Origin of the sequence: Parapedobacter sp. GCM10030251 (assembly GCF_042666505.1) — a bacterium.
Taxonomy (GTDB): domain Bacteria; phylum Bacteroidota; class Bacteroidia; order Sphingobacteriales; family Sphingobacteriaceae; genus Parapedobacter.
The window spans coordinates 308,737-330,779 of record NZ_JBHTDN010000005.1; the positions used below are offsets into that span (position 1 = coordinate 308,737).

18 protein-coding genes are annotated in these 22,043 nt (G+C 49.2%); 10 read left to right on the forward strand and 8 right to left on the reverse strand.

Annotated elements, in window-relative coordinates:
- Position 1 precedes the first annotated feature (1 nt).
- Positions 2-1,315 carry a nicotinamide mononucleotide adenylyltransferase gene (locus tag ACFQRK_RS16210; RefSeq protein WP_379008588.1) on the reverse strand — a complete coding sequence of 438 codons (1,314 nt, stop codon included), beginning with the start codon at positions 1,313-1,315 and terminating at the stop codon, positions 2-4.
- A 440-nt stretch (positions 1,316-1,755) separates the two neighbouring features.
- Between ACFQRK_RS16210 and kbl the strand changes: the two genes are divergently transcribed.
- Together kbl and typA are read left to right on the forward strand one after the other, a co-directional pair.
- Entirely contained in the window at positions 1,756-2,943 is a 1,188-nt protein-coding gene (gene kbl, locus ACFQRK_RS16215) for a glycine C-acetyltransferase (RefSeq protein ID WP_379008589.1), read from the forward strand.
- A 48-nt stretch (positions 2,944-2,991) separates the two neighbouring features.
- A complete protein-coding gene (gene typA / locus ACFQRK_RS16220; protein WP_379008591.1) occupies positions 2,992-4,797 on the forward strand; it encodes a translational GTPase TypA in 1,806 nt (601 codons plus the stop codon).
- Here typA and ACFQRK_RS16225 read toward each other — a convergent pair.
- Positions 4,791-6,275, reverse strand: coding sequence for a RagB/SusD family nutrient uptake outer membrane protein (locus ACFQRK_RS16225; RefSeq protein WP_379008593.1), 1,485 nt, complete (start codon positions 6,273-6,275; stop codon positions 4,791-4,793). The genes typA and ACFQRK_RS16225 overlap by 7 nt on opposite strands.
- 74 nt (positions 6,276-6,349) lie before the next feature.
- Positions 6,350-9,538, reverse strand: coding sequence for a SusC/RagA family TonB-linked outer membrane protein (locus ACFQRK_RS16230; RefSeq protein ID WP_379008595.1), 3,189 nt, complete (start codon positions 9,536-9,538; stop codon positions 6,350-6,352).
- 251 nt (positions 9,539-9,789) lie between these two features.
- Here ACFQRK_RS16230 and rpmB point away from each other — a divergent pair, with 251 nt between their 5' ends.
- The 6 genes from rpmB to bshC all read left to right on the forward strand — a co-directional run bounded on the left by rpmB (position 9,790) and on the right by bshC (position 14,522).
- Positions 9,790-10,023, forward strand: a complete 234-nt coding sequence (rpmB, locus tag ACFQRK_RS16235; protein WP_379008596.1) for a 50S ribosomal protein L28 — start codon at positions 9,790-9,792, stop codon at positions 10,021-10,023.
- A gap of 51 nt (positions 10,024-10,074) precedes the next feature.
- Entirely contained in the window at positions 10,075-10,257 is a 183-nt protein-coding gene (gene rpmG, locus ACFQRK_RS16240) for a 50S ribosomal protein L33 (protein ID WP_379008598.1), read from the forward strand.
- A 46-nt stretch (positions 10,258-10,303) separates the two neighbouring features.
- Entirely contained in the window at positions 10,304-10,489 is a 186-nt protein-coding gene (locus tag ACFQRK_RS16245; protein WP_379008600.1) for a DUF4295 domain-containing protein, read from the forward strand.
- A gap of 88 nt (positions 10,490-10,577) precedes the next feature.
- Positions 10,578-11,540, forward strand: a complete 963-nt coding sequence (ftsY, locus tag ACFQRK_RS16250) for a signal recognition particle-docking protein FtsY (protein ID WP_379008601.1) — start codon at positions 10,578-10,580, stop codon at positions 11,538-11,540.
- Positions 11,541-11,549: 9 nt separating this feature from the next.
- Complete coding sequence (gene rimO / locus ACFQRK_RS16255) at positions 11,550-12,884, forward strand: 30S ribosomal protein S12 methylthiotransferase RimO (RefSeq protein WP_379008603.1); 1,335 nt, start codon at positions 11,550-11,552, stop codon at positions 12,882-12,884.
- Positions 12,885-12,932: 48 nt separating this feature from the next.
- On the forward strand, positions 12,933-14,522 hold the full coding sequence (gene bshC, locus ACFQRK_RS16260) for a bacillithiol biosynthesis cysteine-adding enzyme BshC (RefSeq protein ID WP_379008604.1): 1,590 nt from the start codon (positions 12,933-12,935) through the stop codon (positions 14,520-14,522).
- On the opposite strand, the gene ACFQRK_RS16265 is transcribed toward bshC, so the two are convergent.
- Both ACFQRK_RS16265 and ACFQRK_RS16270 read right to left on the reverse strand, forming a co-directional pair.
- Positions 14,516-15,208, reverse strand: coding sequence for a protein-L-isoaspartate(D-aspartate) O-methyltransferase (locus ACFQRK_RS16265; RefSeq protein WP_379008606.1), 693 nt, complete (start codon positions 15,206-15,208; stop codon positions 14,516-14,518). The two genes, bshC and ACFQRK_RS16265, sit on opposite strands and share 7 nt — an antisense overlap.
- Positions 15,205-15,810 carry a DUF4833 domain-containing protein gene (locus ACFQRK_RS16270; protein ID WP_379008608.1) on the reverse strand — a complete coding sequence of 202 codons (606 nt, stop codon included), beginning with the start codon at positions 15,808-15,810 and terminating at the stop codon, positions 15,205-15,207. Before ACFQRK_RS16270 ends, ACFQRK_RS16265 begins: the two co-directional genes overlap by 4 nt.
- A gap of 349 nt (positions 15,811-16,159) precedes the next feature.
- On the opposite strand from ACFQRK_RS16270, the gene ACFQRK_RS16275 reads away from it, so the two are divergent.
- The gene (locus tag ACFQRK_RS16275) at positions 16,160-16,771 is read left to right on the forward strand and encodes a hypothetical protein (protein WP_379008609.1); all 612 of its coding nucleotides are present in this window, start codon (positions 16,160-16,162) and stop codon (positions 16,769-16,771) included.
- On the opposite strand, the gene ACFQRK_RS16280 is transcribed toward ACFQRK_RS16275, so the two are convergent.
- Entirely contained in the window at positions 16,768-17,061 is a 294-nt protein-coding gene (locus ACFQRK_RS16280; RefSeq protein ID WP_379008610.1) for a SelT/SelW/SelH family protein, read from the reverse strand. The two genes, ACFQRK_RS16275 and ACFQRK_RS16280, sit on opposite strands and share 4 nt — an antisense overlap.
- 101 nt (positions 17,062-17,162) lie before the next feature.
- Here ACFQRK_RS16280 and ACFQRK_RS16285 point away from each other — a divergent pair, with 101 nt between their 5' ends.
- Complete coding sequence (locus tag ACFQRK_RS16285) at positions 17,163-17,897, forward strand: DUF481 domain-containing protein (RefSeq protein ID WP_379008612.1); 735 nt, start codon at positions 17,163-17,165, stop codon at positions 17,895-17,897.
- A 5-nt stretch (positions 17,898-17,902) separates the two neighbouring features.
- Here ACFQRK_RS16285 and ACFQRK_RS16290 read toward each other — a convergent pair whose 3' ends face one another.
- Together ACFQRK_RS16290 and ACFQRK_RS16295 are read right to left on the reverse strand one after the other, a co-directional pair.
- Complete coding sequence (locus tag ACFQRK_RS16290) at positions 17,903-19,129, reverse strand: M16 family metallopeptidase (protein WP_379008614.1); 1,227 nt, start codon at positions 19,127-19,129, stop codon at positions 17,903-17,905.
- A 54-nt stretch (positions 19,130-19,183) separates the two neighbouring features.
- Positions 19,184-22,018 (reverse strand): outer membrane beta-barrel protein, encoded by a 2,835-nt coding sequence (locus ACFQRK_RS16295; RefSeq protein WP_379008615.1) that lies wholly within the window; start codon positions 22,016-22,018, stop codon positions 19,184-19,186.
- Positions 22,019-22,043: the final 25 nt, after the last annotated feature.

A 22,043-nucleotide genomic window follows, 5' to 3' on the forward strand; every position in this document is an offset into this window, starting at 1 on the left:
GTTATACCGTTTTAACATGCCGTTCATCGTATCCTTCGATATCGATGATGTACTTGTTCTTGACCAGGAACTCAAAGAGCGGGCGTGCTTCGTCCGATACCGGCATGTTCGCTGTTGTAATGATCTGATTATCCTGCTTGTTGAGATAGGGGTAGGCGTACAGTTTAACATTTTTGCTGAAAAGTCCGCTTGCATAGGCCAGCAGCTCATCGGTGTACTTGCCCTGGTTGTATTGCTTGGAGTTAAAAATGTTTCGCAAGTTGGAAATATTCGTCGAAATCCCCACATTTCTCGGTTTAAATTGCGACAGATATTCTGCCAAGTAATGGTTGCGGGTGAAATTGGATACGAGAATGTGGTTCCCAGTGCTGCACAGGTATTCAGCACGCTCAGCAAAATATTGAAGATCTTCCGACGTAAACTGCGGTGTTTGATCGAGCACGTTGCTCATCAGTACTTCTATCATGACAACCAAATTATCGTCGGATATTTGAAGGTTGCGTTTAAACTGTGCCACCGCCAGGTTGAATAAATCGAAATTGGGATTAGACTTTTGCCGGTATTTGGTGCGCAGAATGATGATGTCTTTTTTATAAAGAAAATCCTTGCTCTGGTATGCAGAACCCTGTGGATTGAAAATAGCCGCCTTCGAAAAACCTTTCGCAATGAGATACAGATTGATGAGCCGTTCGTTTACTTCTTGAAATACTGGTCCGTTTACCTTCACCAGATCGATCTGGACGGCACCGGGAGACAAATTGTCGGCTAGTGATTCGATCATGGTTTGCACGTCGTTGGTATAATAATAAGCCGCAAAAACAAGATTGACGCCCAGTACGCCCAATACCTTTTGTTGCAACAAGTTGTCGCTGTCCAGTAGGCGTACGTGGAAGATAATCTCATTGGGTGCGCCGCCCACCTCGTGTTGAAACCGGATGCCGATCCAACCGTGCGGTTCGTTCGACTTGCTGAAGTTAAGCGCGGCGACGGTATTTGCAAAAGCAAATAGCCGTTTGTTTTGATATTTTTCGCCCGTTAGCCTTTCGGTAAGCAATTCGTATTCGTGTTCGAGCATCTTGCGCAGTCTCGAACGGCTTACGTATCTTCCGGAATCTTCAGCGCCGTAAATGGCGTCGCTGAAGGCCATATCATAAGCTGATATCGTTTTGGCTATGGTACCGGACGCCGCTCCGGCATTGAAAAAGTTACGGGCTACCTCCTGTCCGGCACCGATCTCAGCAAATGTTCCGTAGATTTCCCCATTGAGATTTATTTGTAGTGCTTTTCGTTTGGTTTCATAGATTTCGCGTGCCATGGCGCAAAGATAGCGATTTCTTTGGCTGCACACAGGTTGTCTTCAACGGATCGTCCACATACCTATACCTCCTTCCTATCATATCTCCGGTTAAAACAAAGTAGATATCCAATGCTTATGAAGATAATACTAAGGTCTAATAACTGCATACTTACTGGAAAACTACTGCATAATTGCTGCATAATCACTTATAATTATTGTGGATCTGGTGTAAACTAACGGCAGCCTAACTGAATCGAAGCAGTCTATGGTAACAGCACGATCTCCATCGGTTAATTAAGGAGGTAAAGGAAAGCGAGAATAAGAAAAGCACTGCAGGGAATGAAAGTTTTGGGATGCAGCCTAACTTTTTTTACTTTTGATCGGCGTTATTGAGCCCGCTTTGCGGTTTAACTCGCTGAACGCGCTTGCTCGATTTACGTTAAAAAATACGTTGCCACATGTATAAGACCCTTCAAACCACGTTGCAGCAGGAACTGCAATCCATTAAAAGCGCAGGATTATATAAAACCGAACGCGTCATTATCACCCCGCAGGGAGCCGATATCAAAATACAGAGCGGGGCAGAGGTAATAAACTTCTGTGCCAACAACTACCTGGGACTGTCGTCCCATCCAAAAGTTATCGACGCTGCAAAAAGAACGATCGATACACACGGTTATGGCATGTCGTCTGTCCGTTTTATTTGCGGAACGCAGGATATCCACAAAGCTTTGGAAGCCAAAATATCGGAGTTTCTGGGCACGGAAGACACCATTCTCTATGCCGCTGCATTCGACGCCAACGGTGGCGTGTTCGAGCCGTTGTTCGGTGCGGAGGATGCCATCATTTCCGACGAGCTGAACCATGCCTCCATCATTGACGGGGTTCGGCTGTGCAAAGCGCAGCGCTTCCGTTACAGGAACTGTGACATGTCGGATTTAGAAGCGCAGCTAAAGGCGGCCCAGGGAGCCCGTCACCGCATCGTTGTCACGGATGGAGCTTTTTCGATGGACGGCAGCATTGCACCACTGGATAAAATCTGTGACCTGGCGGACGAATACGAAGCGTTGGTAATGACTGACGAATCACATTGTACCGGATTCATTGGCAAAACCGGTCGTGGGACCCACGAACTGCACGGAGTCATGGATCGGGTGGATATTATCACGGGCACGTTAGGTAAGGCGCTTGGAGGCGCGTCGGGAGGGTTCACCTCCGGCCGCCGGGAGATTATTGACTTATTGCGCCAGCGATCACGCCCATATCTCTTTTCGAACACCCTGGCACCGGCCATTGCCGGGGCATCCATCGCTGTGCTTGATATGCTGAGTGAAACCACCGAGCTGCGTGATAAGCTGGAATATAATACGCGGTATTTCCGTGAGAAAATGACCGCGGCGGGATTTGATATCAAGCAGGGTGTACACCCCATCGTACCTGTGATGCTTTACGATGCGCCTTTGGCCCAGGAATTTGCTGCGAAAATGCTGGAAGAAGGTATTTACGTAATCGGGTTCTATTATCCGGTAGTACCTCAGGGAAAGGCTCGCATCCGGGTGCAACTTTCGGCCGCCCATGAGCAACATCATTTGGATAAAGCCCTAGCGGCCTTCACAAAAGTAGGTAAAGAATTAGGTGTTATTTAAAGAATTTCTCTACCTTTGCGCCCTCAAAATTGACAAATAGTTTGCTGGATGCAAAAAATCAGAAACATAGCAATCATTGCACACGTAGACCACGGCAAGACCACCTTGGTTGATAAAATCCTCCACTTCACCAACCTTTTCCGTGAGAACGAGCAGACGGGTGAGCTGATACTGGACAACAATGACCTGGAACGGGAACGGGGCATCACCATTGTCTCAAAAAATGTATCGGTAGCCTATAAAGACGTCAAAATCAACATCATTGATACACCGGGTCACGCCGACTTCGGCGGGGAGGTAGAACGGGTATTGAAGATGGCCGATGGGGTCATCCTCCTTGTAGATGCTTTCGAGGGACCTATGCCCCAAACGCGCTTTGTCACCCAAAAGGCGCTTGGCCTGGGCCTGAAGCCCATCGTGGTGGTTAACAAGGTCGATAAGGAAAACTGCCGGCCCGACGAAGTTTACGAGGCGGTATTTGATCTTTTTTTCAGCCTGGACGCAACGGAAGAACAATTGGATTTTCCCGTATTGTACGGATCATCCAAACAAGGGTGGATGTCTACCGATTGGAAGCAACCCAAGGAAGACTTTACCGATTTGCTCGAAGCCATTTTGAAATACATCCCTGCTGCACCCTATCACGAAGGAAGCCTGCAGATGCAGGTCACCTCGTTGGACTATTCCTCCTTCGTAGGACGTATTGCGATCGGTCGGGTAGCCCGCGGTTCCGTCAAAGAAAATCAGCCGGTATCGTTGGTGAAGCGCGATGGCAAAATTGTCAAGTCGCGCGTAAAAGAACTGCATACATTCGAGGGCCTCGGCCGTGTGAAGGTACAGGAAGTCAAAGCGGGTGATATCTGCGCAGTAGTAGGGATCGAAGGTTTCGACATTGGCGATACGATTGCTGACTTTGATAATCCGGAGCAATTGGCGGTCATCAAGATCGACGAGCCGACGATGAATATGCTTTTCACCATCAATACGTCTCCATTTTTTGGCAAAGAAGGAAAGTTCGTGACTTCACGCCACCTCCAGGAGCGTCTTTACAAAGAGATGGAGAAAAATCTGGCACTGAAAGTCGTGCCCACGGAATCTCCGGATTCCTATTTGGTATACGGACGCGGCATTCTTCACCTGTCGGTGCTGATCGAAACGATGCGCCGGGAAGGATACGAGCTGCAGGTAGGCCAGCCACAAGTGATTGTTAAGGAAATCGACGGGGTTAAATGCGAGCCTATCGAAACTTTGGTAGTCGACGTGCCGGCTGAGGTATCAGGCAAGGTGATTGAATTGGTGACCCAGCGCAAAGGCGAACTTTTGATTATGGAGACCAAAGGCGACATGCAACACCTTGAATTCGACATTCCTTCGCGTGGCATCATTGGCTTACGTAACAATGTCCTGACGGCAACGGCAGGAGAAGCCGTAATGGCTCACCGCTTTAAAGCCTATGAACCGTGGAAGGGAGTCATTCCGGGTCGTTTGGCGGGCGTATTGGTATCCATGGAAAAGGGGCAAACTACGGCCTATTCCATCGATAAGCTACAAGATCGTGGCCGTTTCTTTGTAGACCCGGGGGCGGAAGTTTATGAAGGGCAGATCGTCGGCGAGCATATCCGGGATAATGACCTTGTCGTGAATCTGGTGAAGGGCAAGCAGCTGACCAATATGCGGGCGTCGGGAAGCGATGACAATGTGCGTATCGCGCCGGCGATCAAGTTTTCACTCGAAGAGTCCATGGAGTATATTCAGGCGGATGAGTACATCGAGGTGACACCAAAGAGTATCCGGCTTCGAAAAATCTATCTTACGGAAAACGAGCGGAAGATCAACGCAAAGAAATTTCAATAACCGGGGTTTTGCTCCAATGCCGGATTGGTACGTATTTCACTGTCCGGTATCGGCATCAACAGGTATTTTGGGTCGAACGTGATGGAGCCTCCGCCCTCCTCTTCCCGGGCGAGAAAAGCGTTCATGATGGCGGTTGCACGCTCAGGGCCTTGACGAACAATGTCAAACCATCGCAGCGCTTCACAGGCAAACTCCAAACGGCGTTCGTTAAGCAGGGTATCACGGAACGTCTGCTGGTCGGGGATTTCCGCGCTCGTCAAGCTGTCCAGTCCGGCACGGGCGCGTATGTTGTTTAGCAGGGTAAATGCTTCTCCATCGGGCACATATCCCATTTCATTCAGCACTTCTGCATACATAAGCTGCACATCGGTGATGCGTACAATCGAAAGATTTACGTCGTTGTCGAGGTTGTTGGGCGGGACGGTGCCATGCGCATATTTGATAAAAAGCAGTGTTAGGCTATCCACTACATTGTTTGCGCTTTTGTAGCCCTTCTGAATCGTAAAGTCGCGCCGCACATCACTGGTATCATAAGCTTCGTACAGGTCGTTGGACACCGCTAGCCAGGTGGATCGTCCCCCCTGTGGAAACTGCTCGGAGCGGAGGTTTTCGGGGACGAGCGAGTATACCAGCGGGTTGCCCTGGCTGTTCAGACCCGACGTATATTGGATCTGGAATATGTGTTCCGATCCATTGTCCCGCGTGTTCAGGAAGCAATCGGAAAATTGATCGAATGGACGTAATCCCTCATAAGCGAGGATATCTTCGAGGAGTGGTCGTGCGGCGTCGTACTGTTGGTTAAACAAATGGAGGCGTGCGAGAATGGCTTTCGCCGCGTAGCGAGTGGCCCGGCCGAGGTTGTCTCCGCCCTGGCTTTCCGGAAGGGCGTTCGCAGCAGCCTCCAGATCAGCCACGGCGAAGGCAAACGTTTCCGCTTGCGTGCTGCGCGGAATCGTCGTGATTTCTTCGGCACTCATTGCGTGGTCGATGATCGGCATCCCGCCAAAAATCCAGCCCAGTTGGAAATAGCAATAACCACGGATAAATTGCGTTTCACCTTTCATAATGGCTCTGGTTTCCTCATTCGGAAATTCGCCGCCGTCGATTTGATCCAAGATGTTATTAGTGCGGTTGATTACGCTCCAGTAGGCCGCCCATACACCTAAAATGCGGTCGTCGCCCGGCGTGAAACCGAAACGGGCGAGCGGATTATTGGTTGTATTCTGAAGGCTGTTAACATTGTCGCTCAGACTTTCCATCATCATTGGATAGTCAAAACCATGAACGGAGCGCAAACCGCCGTATGCGCCGAACAATGCTTGCCGGAAATCGCCGATGGTTTTATAAAAATCAGCCGTGTTATACGACGATTCGGGAGTCAGTTCCAGGTCTTTGTTGCAGGCGCTGAACCCCAGGGACATCGCGATTGCCACGAGTGTGAGCACATTGCGTATTGTTAGGGTCATGGATGTTTTCATAATCAGTGACTTCTTTTATGCCTTGCTGAATTTACCTTACCTTTTGCATCGATATTTGTTAAATCGATTCGTTGTTAAAATGAAGCATTCATGCCAATGGTAAACCGTTTGGAAAGTGGGTACCCCCCGTAGTCGGTGCCGGGCCGGGTGTTTTCCCCTGTGTCGGCGCCACCGGCATTATTCGCTTCTGGATTTGCCCCGGGATAGTTGGTGAAGGTGTGGAGATTGTCTGCCATGACAAACAGCCGGATCGCGCGCACCTTCCATCGTTTCAGGAGAGCATGGGCGAAGTTGTAGCCCAGCGTAATGTTTCGGATCCGTACAAACGAGGCATCGTATATCCATGTATCATTGTAAGGTGGGTTTACTCCCACCACGCTTGGCGTTCGTCCGTCCCAAGCCATATCGATCCCTTCCGGAACATTACCGGCATACGCGGCAGGTTTGTAGGCATGCAGCCAGTCGCGGTATTGGTTGGTGCCTTCGCCCAACCCATTATGGAATCCGCGCCTACCCAGATAAAAGATATCGCCCCCTTGTTGCCCTTGGATATCAAAGCCGAAATCAAACCCTTTGTATACCAGCCGGCTCGACAAGCCCCATATGAAATCTGGCTGGGCGTTGCCAACGATCGTGTGATCCCGTTCATTGATCTGCCCATCGTTGTTTAGATCAACGATCTTCACGTTGCCTTCTTGTTGTCCGTTAACAATAGGCACCAATGCGTTTCCCTCGGCATCAAAATCTTCCGGCATCAAAACCCCGTCCGTCTTATACATATAGAAGCTTCCTACGGGCTGGCCTACGATAGTTGCGTATGCATTGAAGTCATTCAACGTGCTTAGCATAATAAGCTGGTCGATACCCGGCGCAAGCGCGAGTACCTTGTTATTGTTCTTCGAAAAATTAAGGGAAGTTTCCCAGGTAAAGCTCTCCGTTTTGACGTTCTGGGTGGTGAGCTGCAATTCGATGCCTTTGTTTTCCACTTCCCCGATATTACGACGGATGGTCGAAAAACCGCTTACCCGGGTGACGGGTACATTCAGGAGCAGATCTGTCGTTTTATTGAAATATGCGTCGGCAGTCAAACGGATTCGGTCGTTAATCAACCAGAAATCCAAGCCGACATCCCTTGATACGGTGGTTTCCCAGCTGATATGCGGATTTGCAATGTTGCCGGGAACGAGACCATTGACAAGTTTTCCGTTTAAATTGTAATCCTGAATGCCCAGCAGCGAGATATGCTCATAATTTCCGATCCGGTCGTTACCGGCTTTACCGACCGACACCCGTATCTTCAGCAAGGAAAGCCAGTCGGCATCCTGCAGAAATGGCTCCTCGTTTATTTTCCATCCGGCGGACACGGCGGGAAACAGCCCCCATTTATTATCGGCCCCAAAACGTGATGAACCGTCATACCGGGCGCTTACCGATAGGAGGTATTTATCGAGAAATTGATACTGTGCGCGACCGAAGAACGACGTGACTGCGCTTTCACCAATGGTTGTGCTTGCCAAAGTGGGGTTGTTGGCATTGTTCAGCGTTGGAAGCAGGTCATTCGGGTAGCCATCGCCAGCGGCGGCGAGGACCTCTTGGCGGATATTTTCGTAACTCTGGCCCAATAGAAGTTCCAAGGAGTGGTTTTCTCCCAGATTCGGCCGGTAGGTGGCCGTATTCTGAATGCTAAACGAATAATTGTCTGTACTGGAAGCATAGCCATTGGCCTGTTCTCCTCGGTTTACATTGGCAGGGGTAAATTCCTGGTATGAAGCGTGTGCGGAGATATAACCGATTTGGGTACGCAGGGTGATCGATTCAATCGGAAAGTACTCGGCAAAACTATTGATCTGCAGCTCGCTTGCCTTTGCACGCGCTGTCATCTCGCGTAGCCGGGCAAGGGGATTGATGTATGTTTGGGCAGGTGAATAGCCGGTTGTTTCGGTATTCTCCTCAATGCCCACCACCGGAGGCATAGCCAAGGCATAATGGGCATTGCTTTCTTTCCCATCGGTTTCCGGATCATCCATACGGTTAAAGGAAGCGGCTACGTTGGCACCCACCTTAAATTTTTCTCCGATGTTGACGTGGGTGTTGGCGCGCAGATTGTATCGTTCAAAACCCGTGTACCGCATAACGCCATCCTGATTCAGGTAAGAACCCGACAATAAGAATGTGCCTACATCGCCGCCGCCGGACACGGTCAGCGCATAATTCTGCATAGCTGCCCGGCGATAGACAATATCCTGCCAATTGTTGTCAGGTAGTGCAGCCGGATTCAGGTATGCTTCTGGATACTGATATTCGGCCGGTCGGCTGGAAATCGGCAATGACAAGTCGCCCCCGGTCTGCTGAAAGCGTGAATCGCGTAGATAGCGGATATAAGCCGTATATTCACGTGTATCCATCATGGGCAGGAAGCGGTCTACTTCCTGATAGCCTGCATAGCTGTGGAAATCCACTTGAGTAGCCCCTGATGCACCAGACTTCGTAGTAATCACAACCACCCCATTTCCTCCCCGCGCACCGTATATGGCCGCGGAGGACGCGTCTTTGAGCACCTCAATCGAAGCGATATCGCGGGGATTTACATTCCGCATGTGATCCTGGGGGATGCCGTCGATGACATACAACGGATTGCTGGACGCCGTGATGGAATTCAGTCCGCGTATTTTAATGTTAGCGGCTTTGCCCGGTCCACCTGTGCGCTGGCTTACCCGTACACCGGCGATTTTGCCGGCGATTCCATCTTCCGTATTCGTGATGGCGTTGTTCTGGAATGCCTCACCTTCCAGAGAACTCACCGCGCCCGTCAGGTTTTTCCGTTGCACGGTACCGTAGCCGATGACAACCACTTCTTCCAGTGTTTCGGCTTCCGAAGGCCGGAGTACGATGGTCTGTCCGTCGGCGACACGCAGGGGCATTTCAAGGGGTTCAAAGCCCAGCATCGAAAAGGTAAGCATGACTGCCGAATCTGTGGAAACGCGGATTTCAAACACGCCCTGGTCGTCGGATTGCGTACTTGTTTCCAAACCCTTGATGCCGATGGAGACACCGGCAAGCGGCGTTCCCTTTTCGTCGGTGACCTTGCCGCTTACCCGTTTCTGTACTGAATCAGATTGCGAGGTGTCACGGATGCCGGCTATGGTGTCCCGGGGCGCCTCGCGTTTCAGGGTGTCTTGTTGGGAATAACCGGTTAGCCATGTGCACAGCATCCAGCAGATCATAATCGATTTAAGCACCCTTTTACTTCTGCGTTTTACCATAGTACATCACGTTAGCATACAAGCAATAACAGTTAGCCGGTAACTTACAGTATGCATCTGCTTATTAAGGTATGCTGGATAAACTAAATACAGTACTTTGGGGGTTTTGTTTTGAAAAAGTGACGACCTAGGGTCCGGTGATCGAACGGTTGCTCCTTAAAACAAAAAAAAATTGTATAATAAAAAACAAATGCTGATATTTGCAAACTCTTTGCGAAAAAGGCATTTAAAAGATAAAACAGCATACAATCATGTCAAGAGTTTGTGATTTAACAGGAAAAGGGGCGATGAACGGGTATAACGTTTCCAATTCGAACAAGAAGACGAAGCGTAAGTTTTACCCCAACCTGCAGACCAAACGGTTTTTTATTCCCGAGGAAAACCGTTGGATTACCCTGAAAGTGTCCACCTCAGCGATAAAGACGATCAACAAAAATGGCATTACAGCCGTGATTAGCAAATTTATCAAAAAAGGGTACGTTTAATTGAGACAATGTTCCGTCTGGTTTATGGCGGACAATAACTAGAATAAGATCATGGCAAAAAAAGGAAATAGGGTGCAGGTGATTTTGGAATGTACCGAGCACAAAGAAAGCGGGCTTCCTGGGATGTCGCGTTACATTACCACCAAAAATAAGAAAAACACCACAGAGCGGTTAGAATTGAAAAAATTCAATCCTATTTTGAGAAAAGTGACCGTTCATAAAGAAATTAAGTAAATCCGCGGTTGCTTTCAGCAGCAATCTGCACAACACGTAATAAGACATGGCAAAGAAAGCAGTAGCATCACTCAAAACGGGTAAAGGTAAAGATTACACGAGGGTCATTACCGCCGTTAGGTCTCCGAAGACCGGTGCATATACCTTTAAAGAACTGATTGCGCACAACGACCACGTAAAAGAAGCCATTGAAGTGGCCCGCGAAGCCGTTATTGAATCGGCGGCACAGTAGTCTTTGTGTACAGGATATGTAAGAAAGCCGTTTCGGAAGCCTACCGGAAGGGCTTTTTTGTTATAAATTCTTTTATCATATTGGCTGAATGGGACTATTTGATTTTTTCAAAAAAAAGCAGGATACCCCCGAGGCGCACGAGGCGCTCGACCGGGGCCTTGAGAAAACCAAAGAAGGGTTTTTCTCCAAGATAACCAAAGCCGTGGTGGGGAAATCCACCGTTGACGATGAAGTGCTGGATGATTTGGAAGAGGTGTTGGTTACTTCCGACGTGGGAGTGAACACTACGCTGAAAATCATTGAACGTATCCAGTCGCGTGTGGCGCGCGATAAGTATGTAAATACTTCCGAGCTCAACGGTATTTTACGGGAAGAAATACAGGCGTTGCTTGCTGAAAACAATAGTTCGGATTTTGAGCATTTCGAATACGGTGACCATAAGCCTTACGTAATTATGGTGGTGGGAGTAAACGGGGTTGGGAAAACCACAACCATCGGTAAATTGGCCCACCAGCTCAAGGAGGCCGGAAACAGCGTGGTGTTGGGCGCAGCCGATACCTTCCGGGCTGCGGCAGTAGACCAGATTAAGCTGTGGGGGGAACGTGTAGGAGTGCGCGTCGTCGCACAGGCGATGGGGTCGGACCCGGCGTCGGTCGCATTTGACACCGTTAAATCGGCGGTAGCCAATGGCGATGACGTAGCCATCATTGATACGGCCGGCCGGCTTCATAATAAAGTAGCCTTGATGAACGAACTTACCAAGATCAAGCAAGTGATGCAGAAGGTTATTCCCGGTGCGCCGCATGAAATTCTGCTGGTGCTTGATGCCTCGACCGGGCAAAACGCCATTGAGCAATGCAAGCAATTTACCCAAGCTACTGATGTGAATGCGCTGGCCCTTACGAAGCTTGATGGAACGGCCAAAGGGGGGGTGGTGATCGGCATTTCGGACCAGTTTAAAATTCCCGTGAAATATATCGGTGTAGGCGAAAAAATAGGGGACCTGCAATTATTCAATAAGAAGGAATTTGTGGATTCGCTGTTTAAGTGACCGTATTAGATGAGGACGAAGCAAATAAAATCGCCTGCAGACGCAGGTAGACCCCGTGTAAACGTAGTAACGTTGGGTTGTTCGAAAAACATCCACGACAGCGAAGTGCTGATGGGGCAGTTGCGCGGCAATAACATGCCGGTGGTTCACGAGGCATCCCATGTACAGGCGGATGATATCGTCGTTATCAATACATGCGGGTTTATCGACAACGCCAAACAGGAGTCGATCGATACCATTTTGCAGTACAGTGCCCTCAAGGAGGAAGGAAAAGTTGGGCAAGTGATTGTGACCGGCTGCCTTTCCGAACGCTATAAGCCCGATCTGCAAGCAGAGATTCCCAATGTGGATGCTTACTTTGGAACGAATGATCTGCAAGCGTTGCTGGGTACTCTGGGTGTGGATTACAAGCACGAATTGCTTGGCGAACGCATGCTCACCACGCCTTCGCATTTCGCCTATTTCAAGATCGCCGAGGGCTGCAATCGCCCGTGTTCTTTCTGTGCCATTCCACTCATGCGGGGTAAGCACGTATCCAAGTCGATGGAAAGCTTGGTGAAAGAGGCGCAACACCTCGCAAAGAACGGCACAAAGGAGCTGATACTCATTGCGCAAGACCTCACCTACTACGGCTTGGACCTTTACGGAAAACGCAACCTTGCTGACCTGATCCGCCGGCTTTCGGATGTGGACGGAATTGAATGGATCCGGTTGCAATATGCCTACCCGTCCGGATTTCCGATGGATGTCCTGGATGTTATGAACGAGCGTCCGAACGTCTGCAACTACCTCGATATGCCACTGCAGCACATTAGCGATAACATGCTGCGATCTATGCGGCGTGGCATCACAAAGCAGAAAACTGTCGATTTGATTGAAACCATCCGTGATCGGGTGCCGGATATTGCCTTACGTACCACGCTTATTTGCGGATATCCGGGGGAAACTGAACGGGACTTTGAGGAACTTCAACAGTGGGTTGCGGAAACACGTTTTGACCGCCTGGGCTGCTTTACTTATTCGCATGAGGAGAATACGCATGCATACAGCCTGGTTGATGATGTTCCAGCGGAAGAAAAAGCTGCCCGCGTGGAACAGATCATGGAAATCCAACAGGGCATTTCCTATGACATAAACCAAACCCGGATCGGAAATACGTATAAAGTGTTGGTGGATAAAGTGGAAGGAGAATACTTTGTGGGCCGCACGGAGTATGATTCACCCGAAGTGGATAATGAGGTGCTGCTTTCATCAGTAGATCAGTATGTTACCATCGGGCGATTTGCTCAGGTGCGCATAGATCGGGCCGAAGACTTCGATCTGTATGGAACCATTGTCAAATAATCGTTATCAATCGCTGCTTTTGCTGGCAACCTTTATCTTTGCTTGGCAATGAAGGCAACCTATATAGATTATAAGGACACCAACAGCTTTTCAGATACACTGCTGGCTTATTTGGATGACCATCCGGCGTTACGGCCTTTTGCCGGCAACCGGCCGGAACTGGAGGGTTTCACCAGACAGATAGCAGCTAAGGAAGGGACAGTCGATAGAAAACTGCTGGTTCAACGGCTCAAACAACAGTATGGAGATCTGCTGCAGGACCAACAGGCCGTGGCGGCCAATGTGGAAGCGCTCGGAAACGAGCAGACATTCACCGTGACAACCGGCCATCAGCTGAATATTTTCACCGGACCCCTGTATTTCATTTTTAAGATCGCAAGCGCCATCCGGCTTGCGCGGGACCTGAAAGCCGCATTTCCTGCATATACTTTTGTTCCGATTTACTGGATGGCTACGGAAGATCATGACTTCGCGGAAATCAATCATACCCGGCTTCACGGAAAAAAGATATCGTGGGAAACCAGCGCGCAGGGAGCCACCGGGCGAATGAAAACGGAAGGAATGGGAGACGTGGTACGGCAGTATCAGAACTTTCTCGGCCTTTCAGAAAATTCTTCCCGGTTATCAAGAATGATCGATGAAGCTTATCTGCAACAGGATAACCTTGCCAACGCCACCCGACTGTTGGTTCACCGGCTGTTTGGTTCGTATGGGCTCGTTATCCTTGACGCGGACGATCGTCCGTTGAAGCAATCTTTTGCTTCGGTAATCGAGCAGGACATCCTTGGTGAACATAGCCATCAGGCCATCGAACAAACGTCGAAGGCGTTGAAGGAAGCTGGATTTGCAACACAGGTGCATGCTCGTGAAATCAATTTTTTTTACTTAACCGATGCTTTTCGCGAGCGCATCGTCCGGCTCGACGATGGACGGTATGAAGTGCTTCATCAAGGTATTTATTTTACGGAAGCGGAATTGCGCACAGAAATACGCAACCATCCGGAACGGTTCAGTCCGAATGTGGTGATGCGGCCGTTATATCAGGAACTGATCCTGCCTAACCTCGCGTATATCGGCGGCGGGGCGGAGATGGTATATTGGTTGCAGCTAAAAGCGAGTTTTCAGCATTATGGAATAGCGTTTCCCATTTTAGTGCCGCGCAATTCGGCGATGATAACCGATGATAACATGGCTGTGAAAGTGCTTCGCCTTGATTTAACGTTCCGAAGTATTTTCAAGACAACGGATGAATTAAAAAAAGAATATGTGCGTAGGCATACGAAGCACCGGTTGAACCTCCATGACGAATGGATGGAGCTTAATGCCATCTTCGGCAAATTGCGGTTACGTGCGCATAAGATTGACCCAACATTAGGGCCGAGCACCGATGCGGTAAAGGCGAGACTCAGGAAAGCCATCAACAACCTGGAGAAAAAATTACTTAAGGCGGATAAACGGAACCACGAGGACGCACTTATTCAGATCGACCGGATTAAGGAAAAACTGTTCCCGGGAGGCGTATTGCAGGAACGGTCCGAAAATTTCGGATTGCTGTATGTAAAGTATGGGGATCGGCTGATCAGCGAGCTGGTGGCGCACTTTGAGCCGCTTGCATTTAAATTTACGATTATTTACTGACTCCGCGTGAAGGGGACGAAGCGCACAGGCGTAAGGTTGGTTTCTACGATTTTTCCTTCCCGTTTTTCCATGAGCACCAATGTTTGAATTGCCGCAGGTGGTCCTACGGGGATGACCATCTTTCCGCCGTCTTTTAGCTGCTCGACTAGCGGGTGCGGGATGTTATCGGGGGCGGCGGTAACGATAATGGCGTCAAACGGCGCTTCGGCTTCGAGTCCCTGGTAGCCATCTCCGATGACTACGGAAACGTTGTCATAACCCAAGCTATCCAATAATTTTTCAGCCCGTTGGCCCAGTTCCTTCACGATTTCGATCGTAAACACTTGCTCGACCATCTCCGCTAATACCGCCGCCTGATAGCCTGATCCGGTGCCGATTTCCAGGACGCGGTGATGTGGCTTTAAGTCGAGCAACTGGGTCATATAAGCGACGATGTAAGGCTGCGAGATAGTCTGCCCCTGACCGATGGACAGCGGTGAATCCGTGTATGCATGCGCCCGCAACCGGGCTGGCACGAACAGGTGCCGTTGCACCTTTCGCATTGCTTCGAGCGTCGCACGATGGTTGATGCCGCGGGCTTCGAGCTGTTGGCGGACCATGTTGTGGCGTTGGCTTTGTTCATCCTGGCTGAAAAGCCGGTTGGCCGCCGTGCCCATGATCAATCCGATGAGGATCAGTAGTTTCATGGATTAACTCGTTCTGCTACACGTGCGAGGGTTGCGGTGTCCCGCCCGCTTAGCTCGAAATAGGCTATATCGGGATTAAACTGGCTTCCCCCGTCTATGCGTACGAAAATACGGTCGAGAATAGCTTCCCGTTCGTTAATCGTAGCGTATACGACATATTTTTTGCTTTTGTTGCAATAGGCTAGTCGGAGCGGGCGACTCTTGTAAGCAGCCAGCCGAAGCTCATAACTTCCATTTCCGAGTGCTTTATGACTGACTCCGTAGGCCATTGTCCGTTGTATGAAATTCAGGTCTTTACGTATCCCCCCTTCCGAATAGCGAATCCAATATACATGGACAGGTTCATCGGGATCTATCGCGCCATCCGTTACGTTGAGTTGGTAGATCACCGTATTTTCGTCTGGGTCACGTTGTAGGTAAAACAACTGTTTATTTTCGTTAGGGACGGGCAATTGGTCTACCGCTACTTTTTTATCGAATTTGCTTTCTTGTGCGATCAAGCCCAACGTGGAAAAAAGAAGAACGAAACTGATGTGGCCTTTCAGGCGGGCGTATTGCCAGCGCTCGTTTCGTATTGGCCATGACAATGAACAGGATCGCATATGATACCTCCTTTTTCCAAAGATAACGAATTCTTTATCAATTTAAAAACTTGCTCGGCTTAGACGGGCGGGGCGTAAAAATGAAAGGCTTCCAAACGGGGAGAATGGAAGCCTTTACTAACCAATTATAAACCTAAATTATGATGATACAAAGGTAGTGTATTTTGTACACTATTGCAAGAAAAAATAAAATATTTTTTGAGTACTGCCCGGTTGGCAAAATCCCTATTTTCTATGAGAGTCGTCGCTTTACTGCAGGAAGAGATTTTAAAGTTGCTATTTTTAGTTAAGATGATTTTAGTTGCATAAAAAAGCAGCGTTTTCAAAGTTTGTTCCCGAAATTCGGCACATGATAAATTTATCCGTTTTGGCAGACGCCTTCAAGACAATCGGGGAGGGTAAGGTAATCGCGGTTCTCATGGGTCTGCTGTTAAGCAGTGGTTGTCAGCATGTGTCAAGAGATACGGTTTCTGCCGCTGATAGCTCGCCGGTGGGTAACTCGACGGTCATGGATTTTCAGCAGGATACGCTTTCTGAACCCCACCGAATCCAGCTACTTTTCGGGGATTCATTAAACCGTGCTTTTTTCTGGGACTCAGAGAGCAAGCTAACTGAAGCAGCGGACGGATCGGTGTCCGTCGACGGCTTGGCTGTTCTCTATATCGAAAAAGCGTCTGTGCCTTTTGCATTGCGCACATCCCTGATGGATATTGAAATATCGGAACTGCCGCTCCTATTGCAGATCGATGCATTTGACCGGGAGGCGGGGCAATCGCTGGAACTATTTTCCGGACGGTTGAGAGTCCAGAAGAATTACGAATCGGCCTTTCCTTCTTTGGACACATTGGATGCCGGCGATCTGTACATGATCAATAAAGATATTGATTTGTCCGAAAAGGAGCATCTTGACGATTTCACCGTTTTGCATTGGTGGGAATCTTACATCAAATCGTGTCATTAGTGGTGCGGTGATTGCTGCTTATCCGAATGTCCTAGGGATTTGCCGGGCGCAATTTGGTCACGGACCAAGCGCTTCAGTGCCGTTATTTCCGGAAACCCGCCGTCTGCTTTCCGATCAACGATTTGTTGCTCGTTCAGGTAAATAGCGAATTTCCCTGCGATTTCCGAGGGGCGCAATAGCACACCGTTCAGCTCGTCGGTAAATGTGGTCAGCAGTTCGGATGCTAAATATACGGATCGTAGCATCCACCCGCACTTTGGGCAATATTCAATCGTGATCGTCGGTTTCATTCTACGGAATACAATGCATAGCGAAGATACACAATAAAAGAGAACAAACCAATTGCCCTCTTCCATACGCACTATAGGAGGGTTTTTGTAATTTTGTTTCCATGATTCGACGAATCATTTGTTTGCTGACGCTATGCCCGACCATCGTTGCGACCGCTGTTGCGCAATGGAGCGATAGCACGCAATACTACATACAGCTGGCTTCCACCAATTCGATCAACCGTGCAAATGCCAAAAGTGCTTACTTATTTAACAACGGGCTTAAATTTTCAATTCAGAAAGAGCGCGTGCGTCTCAATTGGAATAATAACTGGCTCTATGGCCAGCAGGATGGCAGCAAGACCAATAATGATTTTTCGTCGACGTTCGATGCCAATTTTTACCGGCCGAATAAAAAATTGTTTTATTGGGGATTGGCCAATTACAACACCAGTTACTCTTTAAAGATTAAAAACCAGCTATTGGCCGGTGCGGGTCTTGCCTACAGCTTTTTTGATACGGAAACCGTTTATTTCAACCTAAGTGATGGCTTTCTTTTTGATGCGAGCAGTATCCTGGAAAATGATGTTCCTGTGCACTACCAGACGGTACGCAATTCTTTCCGATTGGCTTACAAGGTCCTTATCGGATCGTTTATCGCCGTCCAGGGCAGCAATTTTTACCAGCCCTCGCTTTCCAAAGCCTCGGATTACAACATCAGACTCACGAATGATATTGCGTTTCAGCTGAATCGTTGGCTCAGCTTGAAGGCGGCGCTTACGTATAACCGCATTAACCGCACGGATAGCGAGAACTTGCTGTTTACGTATGGTGTGGCTTTTGAACGATATTTTTAGTCAGTTTATTCGGGAAAAAAGCCCAAGGAAGAAAGGTTTTCTTCCGCTAAGATCTCGTTGGCAATATGCAGTAATTGCTGGGCATTCACGGCGTCGATTTGGGCGAATACTTCTTCCAGGGTTTGCACCCGACCATCATCCATTAGACTTTTTGAGAGGGAAATAATAAGGCTTAACCTGTTCTCCTCCGCCAATGCAATCTGTCCCTTGAATTTCTGCTTTGCTTGATGCAATTGCATGACGCCCAATTGGTGTTCGCGGAGTTTCCGCAGTTCAGTACGGACGAGCCGCAGCGCCTTGTCCGCCTTCTCTGTATCCGTGCCTAAATAGATGTGAAAGATTCCGGTATCCGAAAGCGGGGTGTAGTTCGATTCAATGGTATAGGCAATCCCGTGTCTTTCACGAACCACCAAATTGAGTTTTGAGGTCATCCCCATTCCGCCAAGTAGGTTGTTTAGTAATAGCAGGCCTGCCTTATTGGGGTCGTGCACGCTGTAGGCTGCCCCGCCCATGACATAATGGGTTTGGTTGATCGGCTTTTGAACGCGGGTTTGTAATACCGTCGGCTTGGGTGGTGGCGTGCGGTCGTGGTGACCGGAAGATTCAAGTACGCTGCCCAATGTGCGCGTAACCAACGCAGTCACTTTGCGTACGGTGTAGTTGCCGGTAATTCCCACAATGATTTCGTGTGTCCGGTAATTCTTGCGGATGAACTCCCGGATGTCGTTCCGGCCAAGTTGAGCGAGATCCACCTCGGTGCCCAGTATGTTATGTCCCAACGCGTGCCCCTCAAACAGCTGGTCTTCGAAATCGTCGAGAATGGAATCTTCCGGACTGTCGAGATAGGAGGCCATTTCGTCCAAAATGACCCCTTTTTCTTTTTCCAGTTCATTTTCGGGAAAAACGGAGTGAAAAAATAAATCTTCGAACAGATCCAACGTCCGCTCCAGGTACGGGGTTAAAAACGAGGCATGAATACAGGTATATTCCTTTGTAGTATACGCATTGAGATCTCCGCCAACGGATTCGAGCCGATTGAGTATCTGGTGCGTATTGCGTTTTTCAGTCTGTTTGAAGAGTAAGTGCTCAATAAAGTGAGCCAATCCGTAACGGCCCACGGGCTCGTCCCTTGCCCCCGCATTAATCAGCATACACGCGTGGGAAACGGGCGATGCAACCTGTTGCAATACGATCCGGATGCCATTGGGGAGATGAATAAGCTCATATTCCATAGGCCTGCAAGATAGCAAAAATATGCGGTCCGGTACGACTTCGGCTAACCGGTATCAAAAACGCCCTCCTCCGCGTTGATAACCTCCCGGTCCGCGGCCACCGACTCCTTCCGGCCCTTCGAAGCCCATGCTTCCGCCCGCAAAGTTGGAGAATCGGTATGAAAGGGAAAGCATAAAATAACGGGCCAATCGGTTGTTCCTGCTATCGATGATGCTGTTGTCCGTGAGGGTACGCGACACATTGGTTTGTTCATTCAATAGATCAAACGCCTGAAAGCGGATGGCTCCCGTACGTCCCTTAAGGAATTGTTTTTCAATGTACGCATTTACGATCATCGGATTGGCGGCCACTGAGCTGTTATATCCATTGTTGCTGGTTTTGGCAATATCTGTGCTGAAGACCCACGTGGGTGTCAGGTTAATCGTTCCGGCCAATGTCAAGGCCCACGTAGACACGTTCCGGTTGCTGCCTGCAGATACGGTGTTGCGCGTATTATTATATGTGTACCGGACTCCGGGTGAAACCTCAACGGTTTCCTTCGGGTTATATCGGAAATTGACCCCCTGAGAGAGAATCCAGTTTTTGGCAATATTACGTCGGGTCACTAAAACCATCCCATCGGCAGGGGAAGTTACGTACGAGGCATTGTTGTTATAACTGACCATTCCATTGAAGGAAAGGGTATAGGTGCGGTCGGCAAAGGGTTTGGAGAAGTTATAAAATCCGCGGGTATTATAAACACCGTTTGTATTCAGGTATTCGGTTGCGTTGATTACCCCGAGTGAATCATCGAGAGTCGTGGTCCGGTTGGTCACGATTTTATCCTCCGAGAGCGAACCGGTGACACCGGCGAAGAACGAGTTGCCGCCGCTGATATTAAAATTGCGATAAAACGCACGTAGTTCATGCGTAAATTCCGCTTGAAGATTGGGATTTCCCGTTACCGGCGCGTTTACATTGGAGTAATCCGTAAAAGGCTGGATCTGGGTCACGCTGGGTTCATTTGCTCTTCCGGTGTAATTGATGTTAAATCGTTTCGTGCGCGACATTTCGTACTCAACCCGAGCGATTGGCATCCAGTTGAACCCATTCCGGTAAATGGGAATGTGAATGCCATCCACATCCGCGCCGCCGCGCAGCAGATTGGGTTGTGCCGCCACGCCGAACGAATAATTCCAACTATCCTTGCGATACCGATAGGTCAGTGACCCCCGATGCGTAAAAAATGAGTAATCATAGGTTCGGCTGTTATTATACTGTGGGTTATCAATTAGCAGGCCTCCCGCGTCATACGCATTGGCATGCCTGCTGTTGTCGTACGATGCGAAATTAAAATCGTAGCTCACTTCCATCGAACTGTAGGTTCCCAAAGGTTCAATGTAAGATAACGTGGTACCGCCGTTTATGTTCTTGTTGTCCAGATCGACCAAATGCTGCTGGTATACGCTGTCCAGATCCTCAATGGAAGTTTCGTATACAAGCGTATTGATGATGCGTTCCTGATCCTGTACCGTACTGGCGGTGTTCAGGGAAAAATTGACAAATACATTACGCCCTTTATCACTTAGTCGCCGGTTATACAAACCACTGATTCCGTAATTGGGTGCGCGGGAAATGTTGTTTTGCCGATTATCAACGTCATTGATCAATACGTCATTTTCCCTGTTGTTGGCCAGCTCAAAGCTGTTGGCCCGATTGTTTCGATAACTGACACTGGGAGATAGTTTAAAGAAGTTCTTTTCGTCCGGCTTGTATTCGACGTTCCAACTGAAACGATGGTCGTTGCCGATGCTTCCGTTGTTAATGTTGCTATTTTTCAGGATGAAATTGTCTTGCAGCGTGGTTTCCTCGTACCGATCACTCAACGTGGAATTGTCCGTATGCCCAAAGCTGTATTCGCCATACATGGTTAGTTTATTCCCAAAGTCCTGCCGGTAGTTGACACCGATCGACTGGGTATTGGTAAGCCCATCAGCTCCCCCCCAGGCACCGCCGCCGAAACCCCGTCCGAAGCTACCACCTCCGGGGCCTCTCCGGGCACCGCCGCTGCGGGTATTGAAGTCAAATAAACTTGCGTTGACATTATTCAGGTTGCCCAATACGGATAATTGCATACCGTTCTTAAATTTTCCGTACGACCCTGTTGCCTGATAGCGGCTTTCCGTGCCTCCGCCCAGCCGGAAATTCCCGAAATCTCCGTTGTTCTTGTCGGGCGCGATCTCCAGGTTCAGCACCCGCTCCGGGCTGCCTGAGCGGTTACCCGTCAGGTTGGCCATATCGCCGTAATCATCCACAATCTGTATTTTCTCGACGATTTCCGCCGGAAGGTTCTGGATCGCCGCTTTAATATCACCCCCGAAGAAATCCTTGCCGTTGATACGCGCACGGGTTACGGTTTCTCCCTGCGCGGTTACGTTTCCATCTTTATCTACTTCAACGCCATCCAATTTTTTTAACGCGTCGCCCACCAAGGCACCTTCCCGCAATCGCAGGTTTTTCGTGGAGTATTCCAGGGTGTCTTCTTTTACGGTAATCGGAGCGGCTCCGGTGACCGACACTTCGGCAAGCAATTGGCTGGATTCGTTGAGGCTGACAGACAGCGTCAGTTCGTTTTTGCCGGGCTCGAACGTGTATCTCTGTTGAAGGGTATCGTATCCCAGGCTGGTGATCGTCAGGGCAAACCACTTGCTTTTGATGTTGTTGAATGAGAATAAGCCACCGTTGCTTGAGCTGGTCTGTGCAGAATCCAGGTCGGATACCAGTTTAATTGAAGCACCGACAATGGCTCCGCCCTGTAAATCGCTTAGCGTGCCCCTTACCCGTTTGCCGGTCTGTGAAAAGCCGGGCAGCACACAAAAAAATAGAGCGGCCGCTAGGGCCACTCGCATACTTGTTTGTTTAGTACCTGATTGG

Coding starts and splice junctions, on each gene's coding strand:
- ACFQRK_RS16210 (WP_379008588.1), bottom strand. CDS start 1,315: ATGGCACGCGAAATCTATGAAACCAAACGAAAAGCACTACAAATAAAT.
- kbl (WP_379008589.1), top strand. CDS start 1,756: ATGTATAAGACCCTTCAAACCACGTTGCAGCAGGAACTGCAATCCATT.
- typA (WP_379008591.1), top strand. CDS start 2,992: ATGCAAAAAATCAGAAACATAGCAATCATTGCACACGTAGACCACGGC.
- ACFQRK_RS16225 (WP_379008593.1), bottom strand. CDS start 6,275: ATGAAAACATCCATGACCCTAACAATACGCAATGTGCTCACACTCGTG.
- ACFQRK_RS16230 (WP_379008595.1), bottom strand. CDS start 9,538: ATGGTAAAACGCAGAAGTAAAAGGGTGCTTAAATCGATTATGATCTGC.
- rpmB (WP_379008596.1), top strand. CDS start 9,790: ATGTCAAGAGTTTGTGATTTAACAGGAAAAGGGGCGATGAACGGGTAT.
- rpmG (WP_379008598.1), top strand. CDS start 10,075: ATGGCAAAAAAAGGAAATAGGGTGCAGGTGATTTTGGAATGTACCGAG.
- ACFQRK_RS16245 (WP_379008600.1), top strand. CDS start 10,304: ATGGCAAAGAAAGCAGTAGCATCACTCAAAACGGGTAAAGGTAAAGAT.
- ftsY (WP_379008601.1), top strand. CDS start 10,578: ATGGGACTATTTGATTTTTTCAAAAAAAAGCAGGATACCCCCGAGGCG.
- rimO (WP_379008603.1), top strand. CDS start 11,550: ATGAGGACGAAGCAAATAAAATCGCCTGCAGACGCAGGTAGACCCCGT.
- bshC (WP_379008604.1), top strand. CDS start 12,933: ATGAAGGCAACCTATATAGATTATAAGGACACCAACAGCTTTTCAGAT.
- ACFQRK_RS16265 (WP_379008606.1), bottom strand. CDS start 15,208: ATGAAACTACTGATCCTCATCGGATTGATCATGGGCACGGCGGCCAAC.
- ACFQRK_RS16270 (WP_379008608.1), bottom strand. CDS start 15,810: ATGCGATCCTGTTCATTGTCATGGCCAATACGAAACGAGCGCTGGCAA.
- ACFQRK_RS16275 (WP_379008609.1), top strand. CDS start 16,160: ATGATAAATTTATCCGTTTTGGCAGACGCCTTCAAGACAATCGGGGAG.
- ACFQRK_RS16280 (WP_379008610.1), bottom strand. CDS start 17,061: ATGAAACCGACGATCACGATTGAATATTGCCCAAAGTGCGGGTGGATG.
- ACFQRK_RS16285 (WP_379008612.1), top strand. CDS start 17,163: ATGATTCGACGAATCATTTGTTTGCTGACGCTATGCCCGACCATCGTT.
- ACFQRK_RS16290 (WP_379008614.1), bottom strand. CDS start 19,129: ATGGAATATGAGCTTATTCATCTCCCCAATGGCATCCGGATCGTATTG.
- ACFQRK_RS16295 (WP_379008615.1), bottom strand. CDS start 22,018: ATGCGAGTGGCCCTAGCGGCCGCTCTATTTTTTTGTGTGCTGCCCGGC.